Source organism: Novosphingobium sp. HNCC26DJ243, from assembly GCF_057180545.1.
This window is the reverse complement of record NZ_JBXUGN010000002.1, coordinates 531,394-546,133: the sequence shown is the minus strand read 5'-3', so window position 1 is coordinate 546,133 and position 14,740 is coordinate 531,394. Positions and strand designations below refer to the sequence as shown.

Genomic DNA, 14,740 nt, shown 5'->3' with positions numbered 1-14,740 from the left:
ACCGACCTCCGTTCGTGTCGAGCGAAGTCGAGACACTTTACGCGCCGTGTCTCGACTTCGCTCGACACGAACGGGGCGGGGAGTCTGGATTGCCGATTAGGGGCCTGACATGATCATTCTGGGCATCGACCCCGGCCTTACCTGCACCGGATGGGGCGTGGTCTCAAAATCGGGCAGCAACTTGCGCCATGTCGCAAACGGCCAGATCCGCACCGACGCCAAGGCAAGCATGGCCGAGCGACTGGTCGAGCTCGACGCCGCGCTTGGCACGGTGATCGACCTCTACAAGCCCGATACCGGCGCGGTCGAGGAAGTGTTCGTAAACGTGAACCCGCAGTCGACGCTCAAGCTGGGGCAGGCGCGGGGCGTGGCCATGCTATCGGTCGCGCGCGCGGGCATTCCGGTGGCGGAATACCCGACCAAGGTCATCAAGAAGGCGCTGGTCGGCACGGGCGGCGCCGAAAAGCAGCAGGTCCAGCACATGCTCAAGATCCTGCTGCCCGGCGTGAAGCTGGCGGGCGAGGACGCCGCTGATGCCCTCGCCGTTGCGATCACTCACGCCAACATGCTCGGCAGCCATCGCTAGCTGAACACATCGACGTCGGCGTCCTCGTAACCCACCTCATGCTTGAGGGCGCGCAGGCCGCGGATGCCGTTGACCAGATACGTGAGCACCACGGCCGAAAGGATCGCGCCGCCGGGTGAGAGCATCACGATCTTGCCGATCAGTTCGAGAGCCAGCAGAAGCGCTGCGGCGATCGCCCAGTAGAAGCCCTTTCCCGCCCGCATGCGCAGACCCGCGACCAGCCCGATCACGGCTTCGATCGAACCGCCGACAATCACGCCCAGCCCTTCGTCGCTGGCCGGCCCGGCAAGTCCGCCCATCAGCACCGCACCCAGAACGCCCATCGCGGCAAATACGAAAGCTGCGGTCGATCCGCTGCGCACTGCGCCTTGCGCGCCATCGCGCGTCGTCAGGTCCACGTCCCAGAATGCCATCTGCCTCTCCCCTCGAAAGCCGTACAAGGCTTGCACGCCTTCGCGCGCGTGGCAACCGTGCGCCCTCCCCTTGCCGCCCGCGGCGTTCCCTGCCATAGGAACAAACCATGATCGCCAAGCTGACCGGCATACTCGACGACACCGGACCCGACTGGGCAGTGATCGACGTCAACGGCGTCGGCTATCTCGTGCAATGTTCGGCCAAGACGCTGGCCCATCTCGGCATCCGGGGCGACAAGGTCGTGGTCCACACCGAAATGCAGGTGAGCGAGACCGACCAGCGCCTGATCGGCTTCACCAGCGCCGGAGAACGCGCCTGGTTTCGCCTGCTCACCGCCGTTCAGGGCGTGGGGAGCAAGGTCGCGCTGGCGATCCTCTCGGCACTGGCGATAGAGGAACTGCAACGCGCCTGCGCCCACGGCGATGCCGCGATGATAGCGCGGGCGAACGGCGTCGGGCCGAAGCTCGCCAGCCGCATCGTCAACGAGCTGAAGGACAAGGCGGGCGGCCTGGCGGGGTATGCTTCGCCGGTCGGGCTGGGCGGAGAGGTTGCCTATTCGCCGCCGGGTTCGGCAAGTGCGGACGCGGTTTCCGCCCTGCAGAACCTTGGCTTCAAACCAGCCGTTGCAAGCAGCGCCGTGGCCAAGGCGGTCGAGGAACTGGGCGAGGATGCGGGATTGAACGACCTGGTACGCGTGGCGCTGAAGAGGGCGGCGGGATAGCGAATGACCGATAACCCCATTCTCTCCCCCGATCGCCAGCACGAAGATCCGGATGCGGCGCTGCGGCCCAAGACCTTGCACGAGTTCGTCGGGCAGGAGGCTGCGCGTGACAATCTGCGGGTGTTCATCGAGAGCGCCAAGATGCGGCGCGAGGCGATGGATCATGTGTTGTTCTTCGGCCCGCCGGGGCTGGGCAAGACCACGCTGGCGCAGATCATCGCGCGCGAACTGGGGGTCAACTTCCGCGCAACGTCCGGACCGGTCATCGCCAAGGCGGGCGACCTGGCGGCACTGCTCACCAATCTCGAATCGGGCGATGTGCTGTTCATCGACGAGATCCACCGCCTCAATCCCGTGGTCGAGGAAGTGCTCTATCCGGCGATGGAAGACCGCGCGCTCGACCTGATCATCGGCGAGGGCCCGTCGGCGCGCTCGGTACGGATCGATCTTGCGCCCTTCACCCTGATCGGCGCGACGACGCGGCAGGGTCTGCTGCAGACTCCCTTGCGCGACCGCTTCGGCATTCCGGTGCGGCTGCAGTTCTATTCGGTGGCCGAGCTTGAGCGCGTGGTGGCGCGCGGGGCTTCGCTGATGGGCGTGGGCATCGACAAGGGCGGCGCGAACGAAATCGCCCGCCGCGCGCGCGGGACGCCGCGCGTTGCCGGACGGTTGTTGCGGCGCGTGCGCGATTTCGCGCAAGTCGATGGCGCGGACAAGATCACGCAGGCCATCGCCGACAGTGCACTGACCCGGCTGGAAGTGGACAAGATCGGCCTGGACCTGCAGGACAGGCGCTACCTGATGATGATCGCCGATATCTACAAGGGCGGGCCGGTGGGCGTCGAGACGCTGGCAGCGGGCCTTTCCGAACCGCGCGACACGATCGAGGAAGTGATCGAGCCCTACCTGATCCAGTTGGGCCTTGTCGCGCGGACGGCGCGCGGACGCTGCCTCAACGATCGCGGGTGGCAGCACCTTGGATTGACGCCGCCCAGCGGATCGACGCCGTCACTCTTCGACGATCAGGAATAGCGCTTCCACAGGTTGGCCCAGCGCCCCTGCGAGCTTGAGCGCAATCAGGGTCGAGGGCACGAAAATGCCGTTCTCGACCGTGTTCACTGTCTTGCGACTGACCCCGATCGCGTCGGCAAGCTGGGCCTGTGTCCAGCCCCGCGCCTCGCGTGCCTCGCGCAGATGATTTTCAAGCTTTTCAACCAAGGGCGCGCTTCTCCAGTTGCACGAAGCGGATCGTGGCGACGTAAAGGCCGAGCAGGATGACGATGCGCAGCGCGATGAGCACGGGCGTCGCCGTGATCGCGGCAACGACGGAAAGGACGATCGCGGCGAGCATCGCGGCCAGGAAGCCCGCTTCCATCGCTTCGGCGCGATTGGCGCGCGTGACTTCGTCATTGGCAAGGCGGCGCAGCTCGGGCGAACGCAGCAACATGCCGCCGGTACGTAGCACGACCAGCAGCGCCGTGGCCATCAACAGCCACGCCGCCAGACCGACGAATTCCACGGTACGCTGTGGCGGTGTAACCGTGAGGTTGGCCTGGCTGACTGCAAACACGACCATGACCGCGCTGAGGATGCGTACGCGCTTGCGGCTCAGGCGGTCTGCTGCTTCGGCAGAATCGGACATTGACGGCACTCCCCGGATACGATGTAACTTATAGGTTACTTGTAACCTTGGGGTTACACAGCGTCAAGCATGACATTCACCAGCCCTGCCGGTTCGGTCCCATATTGGCACAGAGTTACCGGCAGCCCGGCGCCGGTCCCGTTTTCGGGCAGATTCAGGCCTTTCAAAGCGGTTAACGGCATTGCTCCACTGCCGCCGTTCTGCGTTCTTCGATCTGTCAGGAAAGGCAAGCAGGGTGTTAACCCACATTTGCTAGGCGCTTTCCCAGGGAAGAACGAGAGCACAGATCATGTCGGTTCGGATGGCTTTGGCAAAACTGGCGGCAGCAGCGGCAGGCGGGGCAATGCTCGGCGGCGGCGCGGTACACGTCTCGGAAGCGCCCTCGCAGGGTGAAATCCATCACGTGAAGCCAGTCAAGGTGAAGATGGCCAAGCGCAAGATCGCGCAGCGCGCCGCGCCTCGCACAGTCCATCGCGCGCGCCGCATCGTGACCACCACGACGACCAAGTCTTGCCAGCCGGCCCAGCAGATGGCGATGGTGCCCGTGCCCTACATGCCTCCGATGCCCCCGCAGCAGATGGGCGGCAGTTCGGGTGGCGGCGTGCCGGTGGTGATCGGCGGCGGCGGCCTCGGCGGCTTCGGCGGCGGCTTCTTCGGCGGCTTCTTCGGCGGCGGTGGTGGCGGGGGCGGCAGCGTCGTCGTCTCTTCGACCAGCACCGGCTCGACCTCGACCTCGGGCGGTTCGACCTCGTCTTCCGGCGGATCGACCTCGAGCAGCTCGGGCGGGATTACCAGCTCGACCACGACGGGCGGCATTTCGACGTCCACATCGACCGGTGGCGTCTCCACCTCGACGGGCGGCGTCTCGACCTCCACGTCGACCTCGTCAGGCAATGTCTCGACCAGCTCGGGCAACGTGTCCTCGTCGAGTGGCAACGTCTCAACCTCGAGCGGCAACGTCAGCACCTCTTCGGGGAACGTCAGCACGTCCTCGGGCAACGTGACGTCGAGTTCGTCGACCTCGACCTCTTCGGGCAATGTAACCTCGAGCTCATCGACTTCGAGCAGCACCAGCAGCTCCACTTCAAGCTCCACTTCGAGCTCGACCTCTTCATCTACCTCGAGTTCGAGCTCGAGCTCGAACGGCGGCACGACGACCACCTCTTCGACGACCGGCGGAACCGAAGTGCCCGAGCCGTCGATGATCATCCTGTTCGGCGCAGCAGCTGCGGGCCTTGTCGCCCGACGTCGCTTTGCCAAGCCCGCAAAGGCCTGAACCAAGCGCTGAAGTCCCGACTTACGGTTGGGCAAAGGAAGGGCGGTCTCCGGGGGGAGCCGCCCTTTTTCGTGGTCGCCGGATCCCGCCTTCAGCCGACCAAGCACAAGAAAGGCCCGCCAGGTTTCCCCGGCGGGCCTTGCTGTGTGGCCTGGGGCCGTGCGGCGCTTACGAAGCGAGCTTGCGCAGCACGTAGTGCAGGATGCCGCCGTTCATGAAGTACTCGACTTCGTTGGCGGTATCGATGCGGCACAGCGCGGTGAAGGTCAGCTTGGTGCCGTCCTTGCGCAGCACCTCGACTTCGACGTCCTGGCGCGGCTGGAGATTGGCGACGCCCTTGATGGTGAAGGTATCGTCACCCGACAGCGCGAGCGCGGTGCGGTTCTGGCCGTCCTTGAACTGCAGCGGCAGCACGCCCATGCCGACGAGGTTCGAGCGGTGGATACGCTCGAAGCTTTCGACGATGACGGCGCGGACGCCAAGCAGGTTGGTGCCCTTGGCCGCCCAATCGCGCGAAGAACCGGTGCCGTATTCCTTGCCCGCGATGACCACGGTCGGCGTGCCCGCCGCCTTGTGCTTCATCGCCACGTCGTAGACCGAGCCGACCTCGTCGCCGAAGCGCGAGAAGCCGCCCTCGGTGCCGGGGACCATTTCGTTCTTGATGCGGATGTTGGCAAAGGTGCCGCGCATCATCACTTCGTGGTGGCCACGGCGCGCGCCGTAGGAGTTGAAGTCCGCCTTCGAGACCTGATGCTCGAGCAGCCACTGGCCGGCCGGGCTGTCGGCCTTGATCGAGCCTGCGGGGCTGATGTGGTCGGTGGTGATCGAATCGCCGAGGATCAGCAGCGGCTTGGCTTCGATGATGTCGCTGACCGGGGCCGGCGTCATGCTCATGCCTTCGAAGTACGGCGGGTTGGCGACATAGGTCGACCCGGCGCGCCACTGGTAGGTCTCCGACCCGGTGACGTTGATCGCCTGCCAGTGCGCATCGCCCTTGTAGACGTCGGCATAGCGGGCCTGGAACATCGCGCGGTCCATGCAGCCCGCCATCGTGGTGGCGACTTCGCTGTTGGAGGGCCAGATGTCCTTGAGGTAGACGTCCTGGCCCTTGCTGCCCACGCCGATCGGGGTGGTGGTGAAGTCTTCGATCACCGTGCCCTTGAGCGCATAGGCGACCACGAGCGGCGGCGAGGCGAGGAAGTTCGCGCGCACGTCGGGCGAGACGCGGCCTTCGAAGTTGCGATTGCCCGAAATTACCGCGCTGGCGACGAGGCCGTTGTCGTTGATCGCCTTGCTGATCGGTTCGGCCAGCGGGCCCGAGTTGCCGATGCAGGTGGTGCAGCCATAGCCGACAAGATTGAAGCCGACGGCGTCAAGGTGCTCCTGCAGGCCTGCACGGTTGAGGTAATCGGTGACCACCTGCGATCCGGGAGCGAGCGAGGTCTTGACCCAGGGCTTGGGCTTGAGGCCGAGCTCGTTCGCCTTCTTGGCAACGAGGCCCGCTGCTACCAGCACGCCGGGGTTCGAGGTGTTGGTGCATGAGGTGATCGCCGCGATCACGACGTCGCCGTCACCCAGATCAAAGTCCTTGCCAGCCACGGGAACGCGGGTGGGCGCCTTCTTGTAGGTGTTGGCCATGTCGGCGTTGAACACGTCATCGACTTCGGGAAGCGAGACGCGATCCTGCGGGCGCTTGGGCCCTGCGAGCGACGGGACGACGGTGCCGAGGTCGAGTTCGAGCGTCGAGGAGAAGATCGGTTCGACCGCAGGGTCGATCCAGAAGCCCTGCGCCTTGGCATAGGCTTCGACGAGCGCGATCTGGTCTTCTTCACGGCCGGTGAGGCGCATGTAGTCGAGCGTCTTGTCGTCGATGCCGAAGAAGCCGCAGGTTGCGCCGTATTCGGGCGCCATGTTGGCAAGCGTCGCGCGATCGGCCAGCGACAGCGCGGCAAGGCCGGGGCCGTAGTATTCGACGAAGCGACCGACCACGCCATGCTTGCGCAACATGTTGGTGCAGGTCAGCACGAGGTCGGTCGCGGTCACGCCTTCCTTGAGTTCACCGGTGAACTTGAAGCCGACGACTTCGGGAATGAGCATCGAGACGGGCTGGCCGAGCATTGCGGCTTCAGCCTCGATCCCGCCGACGCCCCAGCCCAGCACGCCGAGGCCGTTGACCATCGTGGTGTGGCTGTCGGTGCCGACGCAGGTGTCGGGATAAGCGACGGTCACGCCGTTCTGGTCGGTGCTGGTCCACACCGCCTGCGCGATGTTTTCAAGGTTCACCTGGTGGCAGATGCCGGTGCCGGGAGGAACGGCATAAAAGTTGTTGAGGCTCTTCGAACCCCACTTGAGGAAATCGTAGCGCTCCATGTTGCGCTGGTATTCGATTTCCATGTTTTCTTCGAAAGCCTTGGGATGGCCGAATTCATCGACCATGACCGAGTGGTCGATCACCAGGTTGACCGGAACCAGCGGGTTGATCTTGCTGGTATCGCCGCCAAGCGTGGCGATGGCATCGCGCATCGCGGCAAGGTCGACCACGCAGGGCACGCCGGTGAAGTCCTGAAGCAGCACGCGCGCCGGGCGGTACTGGATCTCGTTGTTCGATTCGGTGGGGTTCTTCTGCCAGTCGACGATCGCCTGAACGTCGCCGGTCGAGACGGTGAAGCCGCCATCCTCGAAGCGCAGGAGGTTTTCGAGCAGGACCTTCATCGAGAAGGGCAGGCGCGAAATATCGCCGAACTTCTCCGATGCCTTGCTGAGCGAGTAGTATGCGTACTCCTTGCCGCCCACGTTCATCGTGCTGCGGGCGCCGAGCGTATCCTGTCCGACCTGGGTCATGGCTGTGCGTCTTCCCTCCTGTCGCGGCCGTTGCTGCTGATGCCGCGCGGGGAATCGCGATAGGGAAAACCCACGCGGCACGGCGGATTACGGCCTGAAAGCGAGAGCGCGATGCGCGCAAACCTGCCCCTCGTCAAGGGCGGCAGGGCACCAATCGATGCCGCAATTGCACAAATATTCGCTTATTGATTTTCAATAGCAATAGAGCGTCAGTTTGGCATCTCCGGACGCGGCGGATCGGCGTTGCGGCGGGTGGCGTAGAGGCACCCGGCCACGATCAGGACGACGCCCGCCAAAGTGGCCAGGGTGACCTCCTCGGCAAAGGCGATCCAGCCGACAACCGCTGCCCAGACGAACGCGGTATATTCCAGCGGAACCAGCACCTGGGCCTCGGCCCGGGCGTAGGCCCAGCTGAGCAGCATGAGCGATCCGGTGGACAGGGCCGCGGAGACCACGATCAGGCCCCAAGCGGTTGTGCTGGGCCAGGGCGCGAACCAGTACGCACCGATCCCGAGGAACAGGAAACAGATCAGCGTCTGGAAGAAGGCCACTTCCTCGGGGCCAGCGATCTGTGCCTGCCGCCGTTGCAGCACGAGGTTCCATGCATAGAGGACCGCAGAAACGAGGATCGCTACGAGACCCTTTATCGCCTCGACGTCCGAATGACCGTCGAACTTGCGCGAGGCGATCACGACGACGCCTGCCAGGGCGAGGACCGAGCCGCCGATCGCGGCGCGCTGGATCGTCTCACCCAGCATTACTGCAGCAAGATAAAGCGCGATCAGCGGCGCGATGAACGAGAGCGCGATGCCTTCGGCCAGCGGCGTGCGGACGATTCCATAGAAGAACAGCGTCGCCATGCAGGCTGCGACGACGCCGCGCAGGAGATGGACCATCATCGTCTCGCGCGCAGGCCAGCCGGTGCGCCGACGCAGCCACAGGGGAAACATCATGGCCGAGCCTGCAAGGCCGCGCCAGAACATCGCGGCATAGGCACCCGAGAGAATCGAGGCAGCCTTCATCACCCCGTCCATGATCGAGAACAGCGCAAGTCCGGAGAGGACTGCAAGCACGGGCATAAGATGGACACGCGGCGGGTTCATCGCCGGGACATAGGGAAAATGGTTGCAGCTTGAAACCATCTTCTATGCATCGTCGTTCGTGATTCAGGCTCCAGTCAGGCGCAATGCTTGATCGAGGTCCGGGCTTGGGGCAGGACACTGCAAAGACATGAAGTTGACGCTGCTCCAGCGCGGCGTGACGAATACAGGGATCTGAATGTGAAGCGTGCGATCGACGGAACCGGCCTTACCGGCAAGCTGGGCTTTGCCATTCTCGGCCTCTCGCCCCTTCTCGCAACGACAATGGCCGTACAACCTGTCGCCGCGCAGAATGCCGCGCCGCCGACCGCGCGGGCGGCTGGCCCGGTCGATCTGACCAGACAGGCGCAGCCCGCTGCGCAACCGGCTCCAACCGCGGCGCCCTCCACTGCGTCGCCCCCGGCTCCTCAGCCCCTGCCTCCGATGCCGACGCCGCACTGGTCGCAGACCGACGCGCAGAGCCTGCTCGCCACGATCAAGGGCATCGGCAGTGAGGGATTATTCGCCAAGGACTACGAACCCGAGGCGCTTTCGGCCGCGATCGTGAAGGGCGAAGGCCCGGAACTGGACGCCATCGCCACGCGGCTGTTCACGTGGCTCGCCGAAGACCTGCGCGACGGTCGCACGCCGATGACCGCGCGCGTCCAGTGGTTTGCGGTCGATCCCGATCAGGACACCAACCCGACATCGCTCATTCTCGCCGACGCATTGGTACGGCGCGACGTCAAGGGCGCGCTGATGGCGCTCAATCCGACTGTGCCCGATTATGCCGCGCTCAAGGCCTCGCTACCCAAGGCGCAGACACCCAAGCAGGCGGCCATGATCCGGGCCAACATGGATCGATGGCGCTGGCTCTCGCGCGATCTGGGCACGCAATATCTTCTCGCTAACGTGCCCGAGCAAATGCTTCGCCTGACGGTGCGCAACAAGATCATCAGCACGTACAAGGTCATCGTCGGGAAGCCCGGCAAAACAGCCACGCCGCAGCTCGCCGAAACCGTCGAAGGCGTGATCTTCAACCCGACCTGGACCGTGCCGCAGTCGATCGTGGTGGGCGAAGGGCTTGGCGCGCGCCTTGTCGGCAATCCCAGACAGGCCGAGCGTGAAGGCTACAAGGTAACCAAGGCCGCCGATGGCACGATCTACGTCGTCCAGCAGCCGGGCGACGGCAATTCGCTGGGCCGGATGAAGCTCGACATGCCCAACGAGCATGCGATTTTCCTCCACGACACGCCCAACCGCAACCTGTTCAACCTGCCCGCCCGTGCGCTGAGCCACGGTTGCGTCCGCGTCGAGCGCGCGACCGAACTGGCGATGACCATGGCGATCCTGGGCGCCAGCATGACGCCGGAAGACGCGGTGACGGCGCACACTTCGAAGACCTACACCAAGGTGCCGATGACCAAGACTTTCCCGGTCTACCTGACGTACTTCACGGTCGCGCGCGATGTGACCGGCATGCTGCGCTCTTTCCCCGACATCTACGGTCGCGACGCACCGGTGCTCGCCAGCTTCGCGCAGCCGCGCCAGGAACATACGACCCAGCGCAAGAGCAACGAAGCGGTGATCAAGCTCGACAACCCGCTGTAAGATGAAGACACGGCTTAGCGTTTGCGAGCGCAAGGCGCGCTACGCGAGCCGTGACGATGCGGTGGAGGCCGCGACCAGGAGCGGCCTCGTCCTTCACCCCTACAACTGCGAGCGATGCTGGCGCTGGCATCTGACAAGTCGCACCAAGGGGCGGCGCCACCCCAGACCCGATCAGGCCCGACCCGATCAGGCCCGACCCGATCAGCCCAGCCCGAGCCGGTCGGCGTAGATCAGCCGCCCGCCCGACAGGTGCCACAGCGCCTCGTTGAAATCCTGTTCGCCCATGGCGAAGCAGCCGTCAGAACGGCCAAGCTTTCCCCATTTGTCGAGCATGTCGGGGTTGGCGTACCAGGCCGGGTGCAACACGATCGCGCGATCGAGCACGTTGGTGTTTTCGGGCGAGAGCCCGCCCAGCCGAATCGAGGTGCCGTACTTGCCCTTGTACCATTCGTAGGTGACATAGGCCCCGCGCGAGGTGGCAAGGCTGCCTACTTCGTTCGAGAACGTCTTGAGGAACCCGTCATGCTCGGGGTCGGAGCCGCGACCATGCGCGACGAGAAATGAACGCACCTCGCCCTTTTCGAGATTGGCGAAATGGAAGCGCGGCAGCGACGACGGCATCGCGAAATCGGCGATCCCGACCATGTCGGTGCGCCACAGCGCCGGACGGTGGCGCTCGACCAGGTCCTTGGCCAGATCGAGCACGCGGCGGTGCTGCTCGGTAGGATAATATGTGGCGGCGGCAACGCGTGGCGGGAACACGGCAGCAGCAGCGCTGGCCGCCACGCCTGCGAGAACCGTTCGCCTGTCAACCTCGATGCTCATGGCCCAGTCCCTATCACGCCAACCCCTTATCCAGCGTGAACGCATCGCATCCTAGCGGTTTTCGACCAGATTTCCAGCATTCGCGCCAAGTTGCGCCAGCGCCGATCCATCGACCCGCATTATCGTCCATTCGTCCATGAAGCGCGCGCCGAGCGACTTGTAGAAACCAATCGTCGGCTCGTTCCAGTCGAGCACCGACCATTCGAGCCTTGCACAGTCACGCTCCACCGCCAGCGCTGCGAGATGGGCGAGGAGGGACTTGCCGAGGCCTGATCCGCGCGCCTCGGGCTTTACGAAGAGGTCTTCGAGGTAGATCCCCGGCTTGCCCTCAAACGTCGAGAAGTTGTGGAAGAACAAGGCGAAGCCCTGTGCCACGCCATCGACTTCGCCAATCACGACCTCGGCATAAGGACGAGGCCCGAACAGCTTGAGGTCCAGCGTCTCTTCGTCGAAACGCACTTCGTGTGCGAGCTTTTCGTATTCGGCCAATGCGCGGATCAGGTCTGCGATCAGGCCGATATCGGCGCGCGCAGCCGGGCGAATGGACAGGGTCATCGGGTCATCCTCGATCTGAAATGTGGCCACAGCATGCCCAAGGCCAGGCCCGCCATGACCAGCGCGAACGCTGACAGCTTCCATGGCTGCAACGGCTCGTGCAGGACCAATGCCGACGCCGCAAGGCCGAAGACAGGCACCAGCAGTGCCATCGGCGCGACCTGGGCCGCGGGATGCCGTCCGAGCAGCCACGCCCAGGCGGCATAACCGAACATCGTGTTGCCGATTGCCTGCCAGGCAACAGCGCCCCAGGTCCAGCCGTCTGCGGCTGCAAGTCCTGCGGCCATGGCTTGCGGCCCTTCCATGAACAGGGCGAGAGCCAGCAGCGGCGGCACAGCGAACAGAGCCGACCATCCGACATAGGCCAGCATGTTGAGCGCCGGGTCGATCCGTGCGGCCTCGCGGGCAACCATGTTGCCGCCTGCCCACGCCATCGCGGCGAAAAGCGTCAGACCGATACCAAGAGGCGTCGCACTGCCATCAGTGTGAGTCAGGATCACGCCCAGCCCCGCTGTCGCAAGGGCGAGCGCCACGATCTGGAACAGCGCGAGCCGTTCGCCCGAGAGCTTCATCGCCAGCCCGATGGTGAAGAACACCTGCATCTGGACAACGAGGCTGGCGAGCCCCGGCGTTATGTCGGCTCGCATGGCGGTGAACATCACGCCGAACTGGCCGACACCGATCTGCAACCCGTAGGCTGCAAGGTTCCGCCACGGCACTTTCGGGCGCGGAAGGAACAAGGCAAGCGGGAAGAACGCAAAGGCGAACCGAAGGAGCGCGAGAGTCAGCGGCGTCAGGTGCGTGATCGCAACTTTGACCACGACGAAATTCGTGCCCCAGACGACCATGATCGCCAGAGCCAGCAGAGCGTGCGTCAGCGGCAGGCCATTGCGCGGAGGCAATTACTCCGCAGCCTCGATCGTGTTGCCGGCGTCGGTGGTGTCGTCTTCGAGTTCAGCGGCCTTGGCCTCGACCAGCGCCACGATGTGGTCGAGCATCTGCTCGGACTGCACGTGGTGGTCGGTCACGCCCGAAAGGTAGACCATGTGCTTGCCGTTGCCGCCGCCGGTGATGCCGATGTCGGTCTCGCGCGCTTCGCCCGGACCATTGACGACGCAGCCGAGCACAGAGAGCGAGATCGGCGTCTTGATGTGGGTGAGGCGCTTTTCCAGCGCCTCGACAGTGCGGATGACGTCAAAGCCCTGCCGCGCGCAGGATGGACAGGACACGACGCGAACCCCGCGCGTGCGCAGGCCGAGGCTCTTGAGAATCTCGAACCCGACGCGCACTTCCTCTTCCGGCTCGGCCGAGAGCGAGACGCGCACGGTATCGCCAATGCCGGCCCAAAGCAGGTTGCCGATGCCGATCGAGGACTTGACTGTCCCGCCGATCAATCCGCCCGCTTCGGTGATGCCGAGATGCAGCGGGCAATCGACTGCATCGGCCAGGCCCATGTAGGCAGCGACGGCGAGGAACACGTCCGAGGCCTTCACCGCCACCTTGTATTCGTGGAAATCGTGGTCCTGCAGCAGCTTGATGTGATCGAGAGCAGATTCGACCAGCGCCTCGGGGCATGGCTCGCCGTACTTTTCCAGCAAGTCGCGCTCGAGGCTGCCGGCGTTGACGCCGATGCGGATCGCACAGCCATTGGCCTTGGCGGCACGCACGACTTCGGCAACGCGGTCGCTGCTGCCGATATTGCCGGGATTGATGCGCAGGCAGGCAGCGCCCGCATCGGCGGCTTCGAGAGCGCGCTTGTAGTGGAAGTGGATGTCCGCGATCAGCGGCACGCGCGCGGCGCGCACGATCTGGCGCAGCGCGGCGGTGCTTTCCACATCCGGGCACGACACGCGAATCAGGTCGGCGCCCGCTTCCTCGCAGCGGCGGATCTGGTCGATCGTGGCGACCGCGTCCGAGGTCGGCGTGTTGGTCATGGTCTGCACCGTAATCGGCGCATCTCCGCCGACGGGGACCGCACCGACCATGATCTGGCGGCTCTTGCGACGCGCGATATCGCGCCATGGACGGATCGAGGACATGCTGCCCCTATAGGGACTGACGCGGCGGACTGGAAGGCGTCTGAATGTCCGTCAAAGGCGCAAGGCAAACATGAACTCGGGGTCGCAGTGATTGCCGACCCAGAATTCGATGTCGGCTACCTTTGCAAAACCGTACCGATGATAGAATTTCTGCGCTTGCGGATTGTCGGCATAGACCGAAAGCTGAATCTCGTCGGCGCCCCAGCCGCGCGCCTCTGCCAGCGCCCACTCCATCAGGCGCGCACCGTGGCCGCGACCGATAAGGTCGGGATCGGTATAGAGTTGCTTGAGCTCGATCGGCGCACGCGCGTCGGTGTGCGTGGGCAGGCTGCTGGTGCGGACGATCTTGCAGAACGAGGCCAGAATACCGTCGTCGTCGATCACGGCGACCTTCATGCCCGGGTCGGCCACTTCCCTCGCCACTTTGGCGTGCGAATGCATGTCCTCGAGGAACTGCGTGAGATTTTCCGGGCTGTAGAGGAAGCCGAACTTGGCGACGAAGGCCCGGCGGCCAAGCTCTGCGATGGCGGGAACGTCGGAAGGCTGGGCGAGGCGGAGCGTCATGGCCGCTCCATATCGCGAGTTCCCGCACGATTCTACCAGTGGTTGCCCGCAGCGACCGCCCTTGTTTCAGCGGGGCTGGAAGCGCGCGCAAGCAGCGCATTGCGATGAGGGAAGCGCCCGAACCTTGCGATCATGCGCCAGTGCGCCAAGGCAAACCGCCGGGTCGATGCATCGCCAAGACGGGTAAATTGCCGAACGCTTTCACGCTGGTCGGCGATCGCTTCGGAATGCATGAGCGGCATCAGCAAAAACTCGCGCTCTTCCCGCGCCAGAGCGGAAAGCCAGCCGCGCGACAATGCGCCATGCGTGATGGCGCGGGCCTTGCGGTCGAAAGCAAAGGCACGAGGATCATCGCGGAAGCTGTTGCGCGGCACCTGATCGAACAGGATGATCGCTGCGCGCGCAGTTTGCGCATCGCGCAGGAACGTGCTCGAAGGCTGCTGCCCGAACCAGCGCAAACGCGGTGCAAAACGGCGGCGGATCACGCGATCCACCGCCTCATCGCGCGCAAAGCGCTGCTTGTTGTCCAGCTTGTGAAACCAGAACTGCAGAAGCTGCTGCTGCCACCCGGCCCGCGGTGCCGTCAT

Annotated in this window: 17 protein-coding genes; 5 read left to right on the top strand and 12 right to left on the bottom strand. The window is 64.7% G+C overall.

The genetic code is table 11. The features are described from left to right. The first annotated feature begins 109 nt into the window (after positions 1 to 109). Entirely contained in the window at positions 110 to 586 is a 477-nt protein-coding gene (gene ruvC / locus AC2A04_RS10170) for a crossover junction endodeoxyribonuclease RuvC (protein WP_484212205.1), read from the top strand. Here the strand turns inward: ruvC and AC2A04_RS10165 are convergent. Further along, positions 583 to 999, bottom strand: coding sequence for a hypothetical protein (locus AC2A04_RS10165; RefSeq protein WP_484212204.1), 417 nt, complete (start codon positions 997 to 999; stop codon positions 583 to 585). The two genes, ruvC and AC2A04_RS10165, sit on opposite strands and share 4 nt — an antisense overlap. A 107-nt stretch (positions 1,000 to 1,106) precedes the next feature. Between AC2A04_RS10165 and ruvA the strand changes: the two genes are divergently transcribed. Together ruvA and ruvB are read left to right on the top strand one after the other, a co-directional pair. Next, complete coding sequence (ruvA, locus tag AC2A04_RS10160; protein WP_484212203.1) at positions 1,107 to 1,721, top strand: Holliday junction branch migration protein RuvA; 615 nt, start codon at positions 1,107 to 1,109, stop codon at positions 1,719 to 1,721. 3 nt (positions 1,722 to 1,724) lie between these two features. After that, positions 1,725 to 2,753: a Holliday junction branch migration DNA helicase RuvB gene (gene ruvB, locus AC2A04_RS10155; RefSeq protein ID WP_484212202.1), complete on the top strand. Its 1,029-nt coding sequence runs from the start codon at positions 1,725 to 1,727 to the stop codon at positions 2,751 to 2,753. Here ruvB and AC2A04_RS10150 read toward each other — a convergent pair. The 3 genes from AC2A04_RS10150 to AC2A04_RS10140 all read right to left on the bottom strand — a co-directional run bounded on the left by AC2A04_RS10150 (position 2,730) and on the right by AC2A04_RS10140 (position 4,572). Next, a complete protein-coding gene (locus tag AC2A04_RS10150) occupies positions 2,730 to 2,939 on the bottom strand; it encodes a helix-turn-helix transcriptional regulator (RefSeq protein WP_484212201.1) in 210 nt (69 codons plus the stop codon). The two genes, ruvB and AC2A04_RS10150, sit on opposite strands and share 24 nt — an antisense overlap. Continuing rightward, positions 2,932 to 3,363, bottom strand: coding sequence for a hypothetical protein (locus AC2A04_RS10145; protein ID WP_484212200.1), 432 nt, complete (start codon positions 3,361 to 3,363; stop codon positions 2,932 to 2,934). Before AC2A04_RS10145 ends, AC2A04_RS10150 begins: the two co-directional genes overlap by 8 nt. A 549-nt stretch (positions 3,364 to 3,912) precedes the next feature. After that, positions 3,913 to 4,572: a hypothetical protein gene (locus tag AC2A04_RS10140; protein WP_484212199.1), complete on the bottom strand. Its 660-nt coding sequence runs from the start codon at positions 4,570 to 4,572 to the stop codon at positions 3,913 to 3,915. Here AC2A04_RS10140 and AC2A04_RS10135 point away from each other — a divergent pair. Then, a complete protein-coding gene (locus AC2A04_RS10135) occupies positions 4,565 to 4,639 on the top strand; it encodes a hypothetical protein (protein ID WP_484212257.1) in 75 nt (24 codons plus the stop codon). The two genes, AC2A04_RS10140 and AC2A04_RS10135, sit on opposite strands and share 8 nt — an antisense overlap. A 168-nt stretch (positions 4,640 to 4,807) precedes the next feature. On the opposite strand, the gene acnA is transcribed toward AC2A04_RS10135, so the two are convergent. Together acnA and AC2A04_RS10125 are read right to left on the bottom strand one after the other, a co-directional pair. Then, positions 4,808 to 7,480 (bottom strand): aconitate hydratase AcnA, encoded by a 2,673-nt coding sequence (acnA, locus tag AC2A04_RS10130; RefSeq protein ID WP_484212198.1) that lies wholly within the window; start codon positions 7,478 to 7,480, stop codon positions 4,808 to 4,810. Between the two features lie 209 nt (positions 7,481 to 7,689). Beyond that, entirely contained in the window at positions 7,690 to 8,583 is an 894-nt protein-coding gene (locus AC2A04_RS10125) for a DMT family transporter (RefSeq protein ID WP_484212197.1), read from the bottom strand. A 177-nt stretch (positions 8,584 to 8,760) separates the two neighbouring features. Between AC2A04_RS10125 and AC2A04_RS10120 the strand changes: the two genes are divergently transcribed. After that, positions 8,761 to 10,170, top strand: coding sequence for a L,D-transpeptidase family protein (locus tag AC2A04_RS10120; RefSeq protein WP_484212196.1), 1,410 nt, complete (start codon positions 8,761 to 8,763; stop codon positions 10,168 to 10,170). A 201-nt stretch (positions 10,171 to 10,371) separates the two neighbouring features. On the opposite strand, the gene AC2A04_RS10115 is transcribed toward AC2A04_RS10120, so the two are convergent. From AC2A04_RS10115 to AC2A04_RS10090, 6 genes are read right to left on the bottom strand one after another with little or no spacing between them, the layout of a single operon-like run. After that, positions 10,372 to 10,995, bottom strand: coding sequence for a murein L,D-transpeptidase catalytic domain-containing protein (locus AC2A04_RS10115; RefSeq protein ID WP_484212195.1), 624 nt, complete (start codon positions 10,993 to 10,995; stop codon positions 10,372 to 10,374). Between the two features lie 51 nt (positions 10,996 to 11,046). After that, positions 11,047 to 11,550 carry an N-acetyltransferase family protein gene (locus tag AC2A04_RS10110; protein WP_484212194.1) on the bottom strand — a complete coding sequence of 168 codons (504 nt, stop codon included), beginning with the start codon at positions 11,548 to 11,550 and terminating at the stop codon, positions 11,047 to 11,049. After that, positions 11,547 to 12,452, bottom strand: a complete 906-nt coding sequence (locus AC2A04_RS10105) for an EamA family transporter (protein ID WP_484212193.1) — start codon at positions 12,450 to 12,452, stop codon at positions 11,547 to 11,549. The genes AC2A04_RS10110 and AC2A04_RS10105 overlap by 4 nt, the downstream gene beginning before the upstream one ends. Then, positions 12,453 to 13,589 carry a flavodoxin-dependent (E)-4-hydroxy-3-methylbut-2-enyl-diphosphate synthase gene (gene ispG / locus AC2A04_RS10100; protein ID WP_484212192.1) on the bottom strand — a complete coding sequence of 379 codons (1,137 nt, stop codon included), beginning with the start codon at positions 13,587 to 13,589 and terminating at the stop codon, positions 12,453 to 12,455. It abuts the gene before it with no gap. A 51-nt stretch (positions 13,590 to 13,640) separates the two neighbouring features. Beyond that, positions 13,641 to 14,153: an N-acetyltransferase family protein gene (locus AC2A04_RS10095; RefSeq protein WP_484212191.1), complete on the bottom strand. Its 513-nt coding sequence runs from the start codon at positions 14,151 to 14,153 to the stop codon at positions 13,641 to 13,643. 32 nt (positions 14,154 to 14,185) lie between these two features. Beyond that, positions 14,186 to 14,740 carry a DUF924 family protein gene (locus AC2A04_RS10090; RefSeq protein ID WP_484212190.1) on the bottom strand — a complete coding sequence of 185 codons (555 nt, stop codon included), beginning with the start codon at positions 14,738 to 14,740 and terminating at the stop codon, positions 14,186 to 14,188.

Excerpts from the sequence above, each read along its gene's own strand:
- AC2A04_RS10145 (WP_484212200.1), bottom strand. The coding sequence starts at position 3,363 with ATGTCCGATTCTGCCGAAGCAGCAGACCGCCTGAGCCGCAAGCGCGTA.
- AC2A04_RS10095 (WP_484212191.1), bottom strand. The coding sequence starts at position 14,153 with ATGACGCTCCGCCTCGCCCAGCCTTCCGACGTTCCCGCCATCGCAGAG.
- ruvC (WP_484212205.1), top strand. The coding sequence starts at position 110 with ATGATCATTCTGGGCATCGACCCCGGCCTTACCTGCACCGGATGGGGC.
- acnA (WP_484212198.1), bottom strand. The coding sequence starts at position 7,480 with ATGACCCAGGTCGGACAGGATACGCTCGGCGCCCGCAGCACGATGAAC.
- ruvB (WP_484212202.1), top strand. The coding sequence starts at position 1,725 with ATGACCGATAACCCCATTCTCTCCCCCGATCGCCAGCACGAAGATCCG.
- AC2A04_RS10090 (WP_484212190.1), bottom strand. The coding sequence starts at position 14,740 with ATGACGGCACCGCGGGCCGGGTGGCAGCAGCAGCTTCTGCAGTTCTGG.
- AC2A04_RS10125 (WP_484212197.1), bottom strand. The coding sequence starts at position 8,583 with ATGAACCCGCCGCGTGTCCATCTTATGCCCGTGCTTGCAGTCCTCTCC.
- AC2A04_RS10110 (WP_484212194.1), bottom strand. The coding sequence starts at position 11,550 with ATGACCCTGTCCATTCGCCCGGCTGCGCGCGCCGATATCGGCCTGATC.
- AC2A04_RS10115 (WP_484212195.1), bottom strand. The coding sequence starts at position 10,995 with ATGAGCATCGAGGTTGACAGGCGAACGGTTCTCGCAGGCGTGGCGGCC.
- AC2A04_RS10165 (WP_484212204.1), bottom strand. The coding sequence starts at position 999 with ATGGCATTCTGGGACGTGGACCTGACGACGCGCGATGGCGCGCAAGGC.
- ispG (WP_484212192.1), bottom strand. The coding sequence starts at position 13,589 with ATGTCCTCGATCCGTCCATGGCGCGATATCGCGCGTCGCAAGAGCCGC.
- AC2A04_RS10140 (WP_484212199.1), bottom strand. The coding sequence starts at position 4,572 with ATGATCATCGACGGCTCGGGCACTTCGGTTCCGCCGGTCGTCGAAGAG.
- ruvA (WP_484212203.1), top strand. The coding sequence starts at position 1,107 with ATGATCGCCAAGCTGACCGGCATACTCGACGACACCGGACCCGACTGG.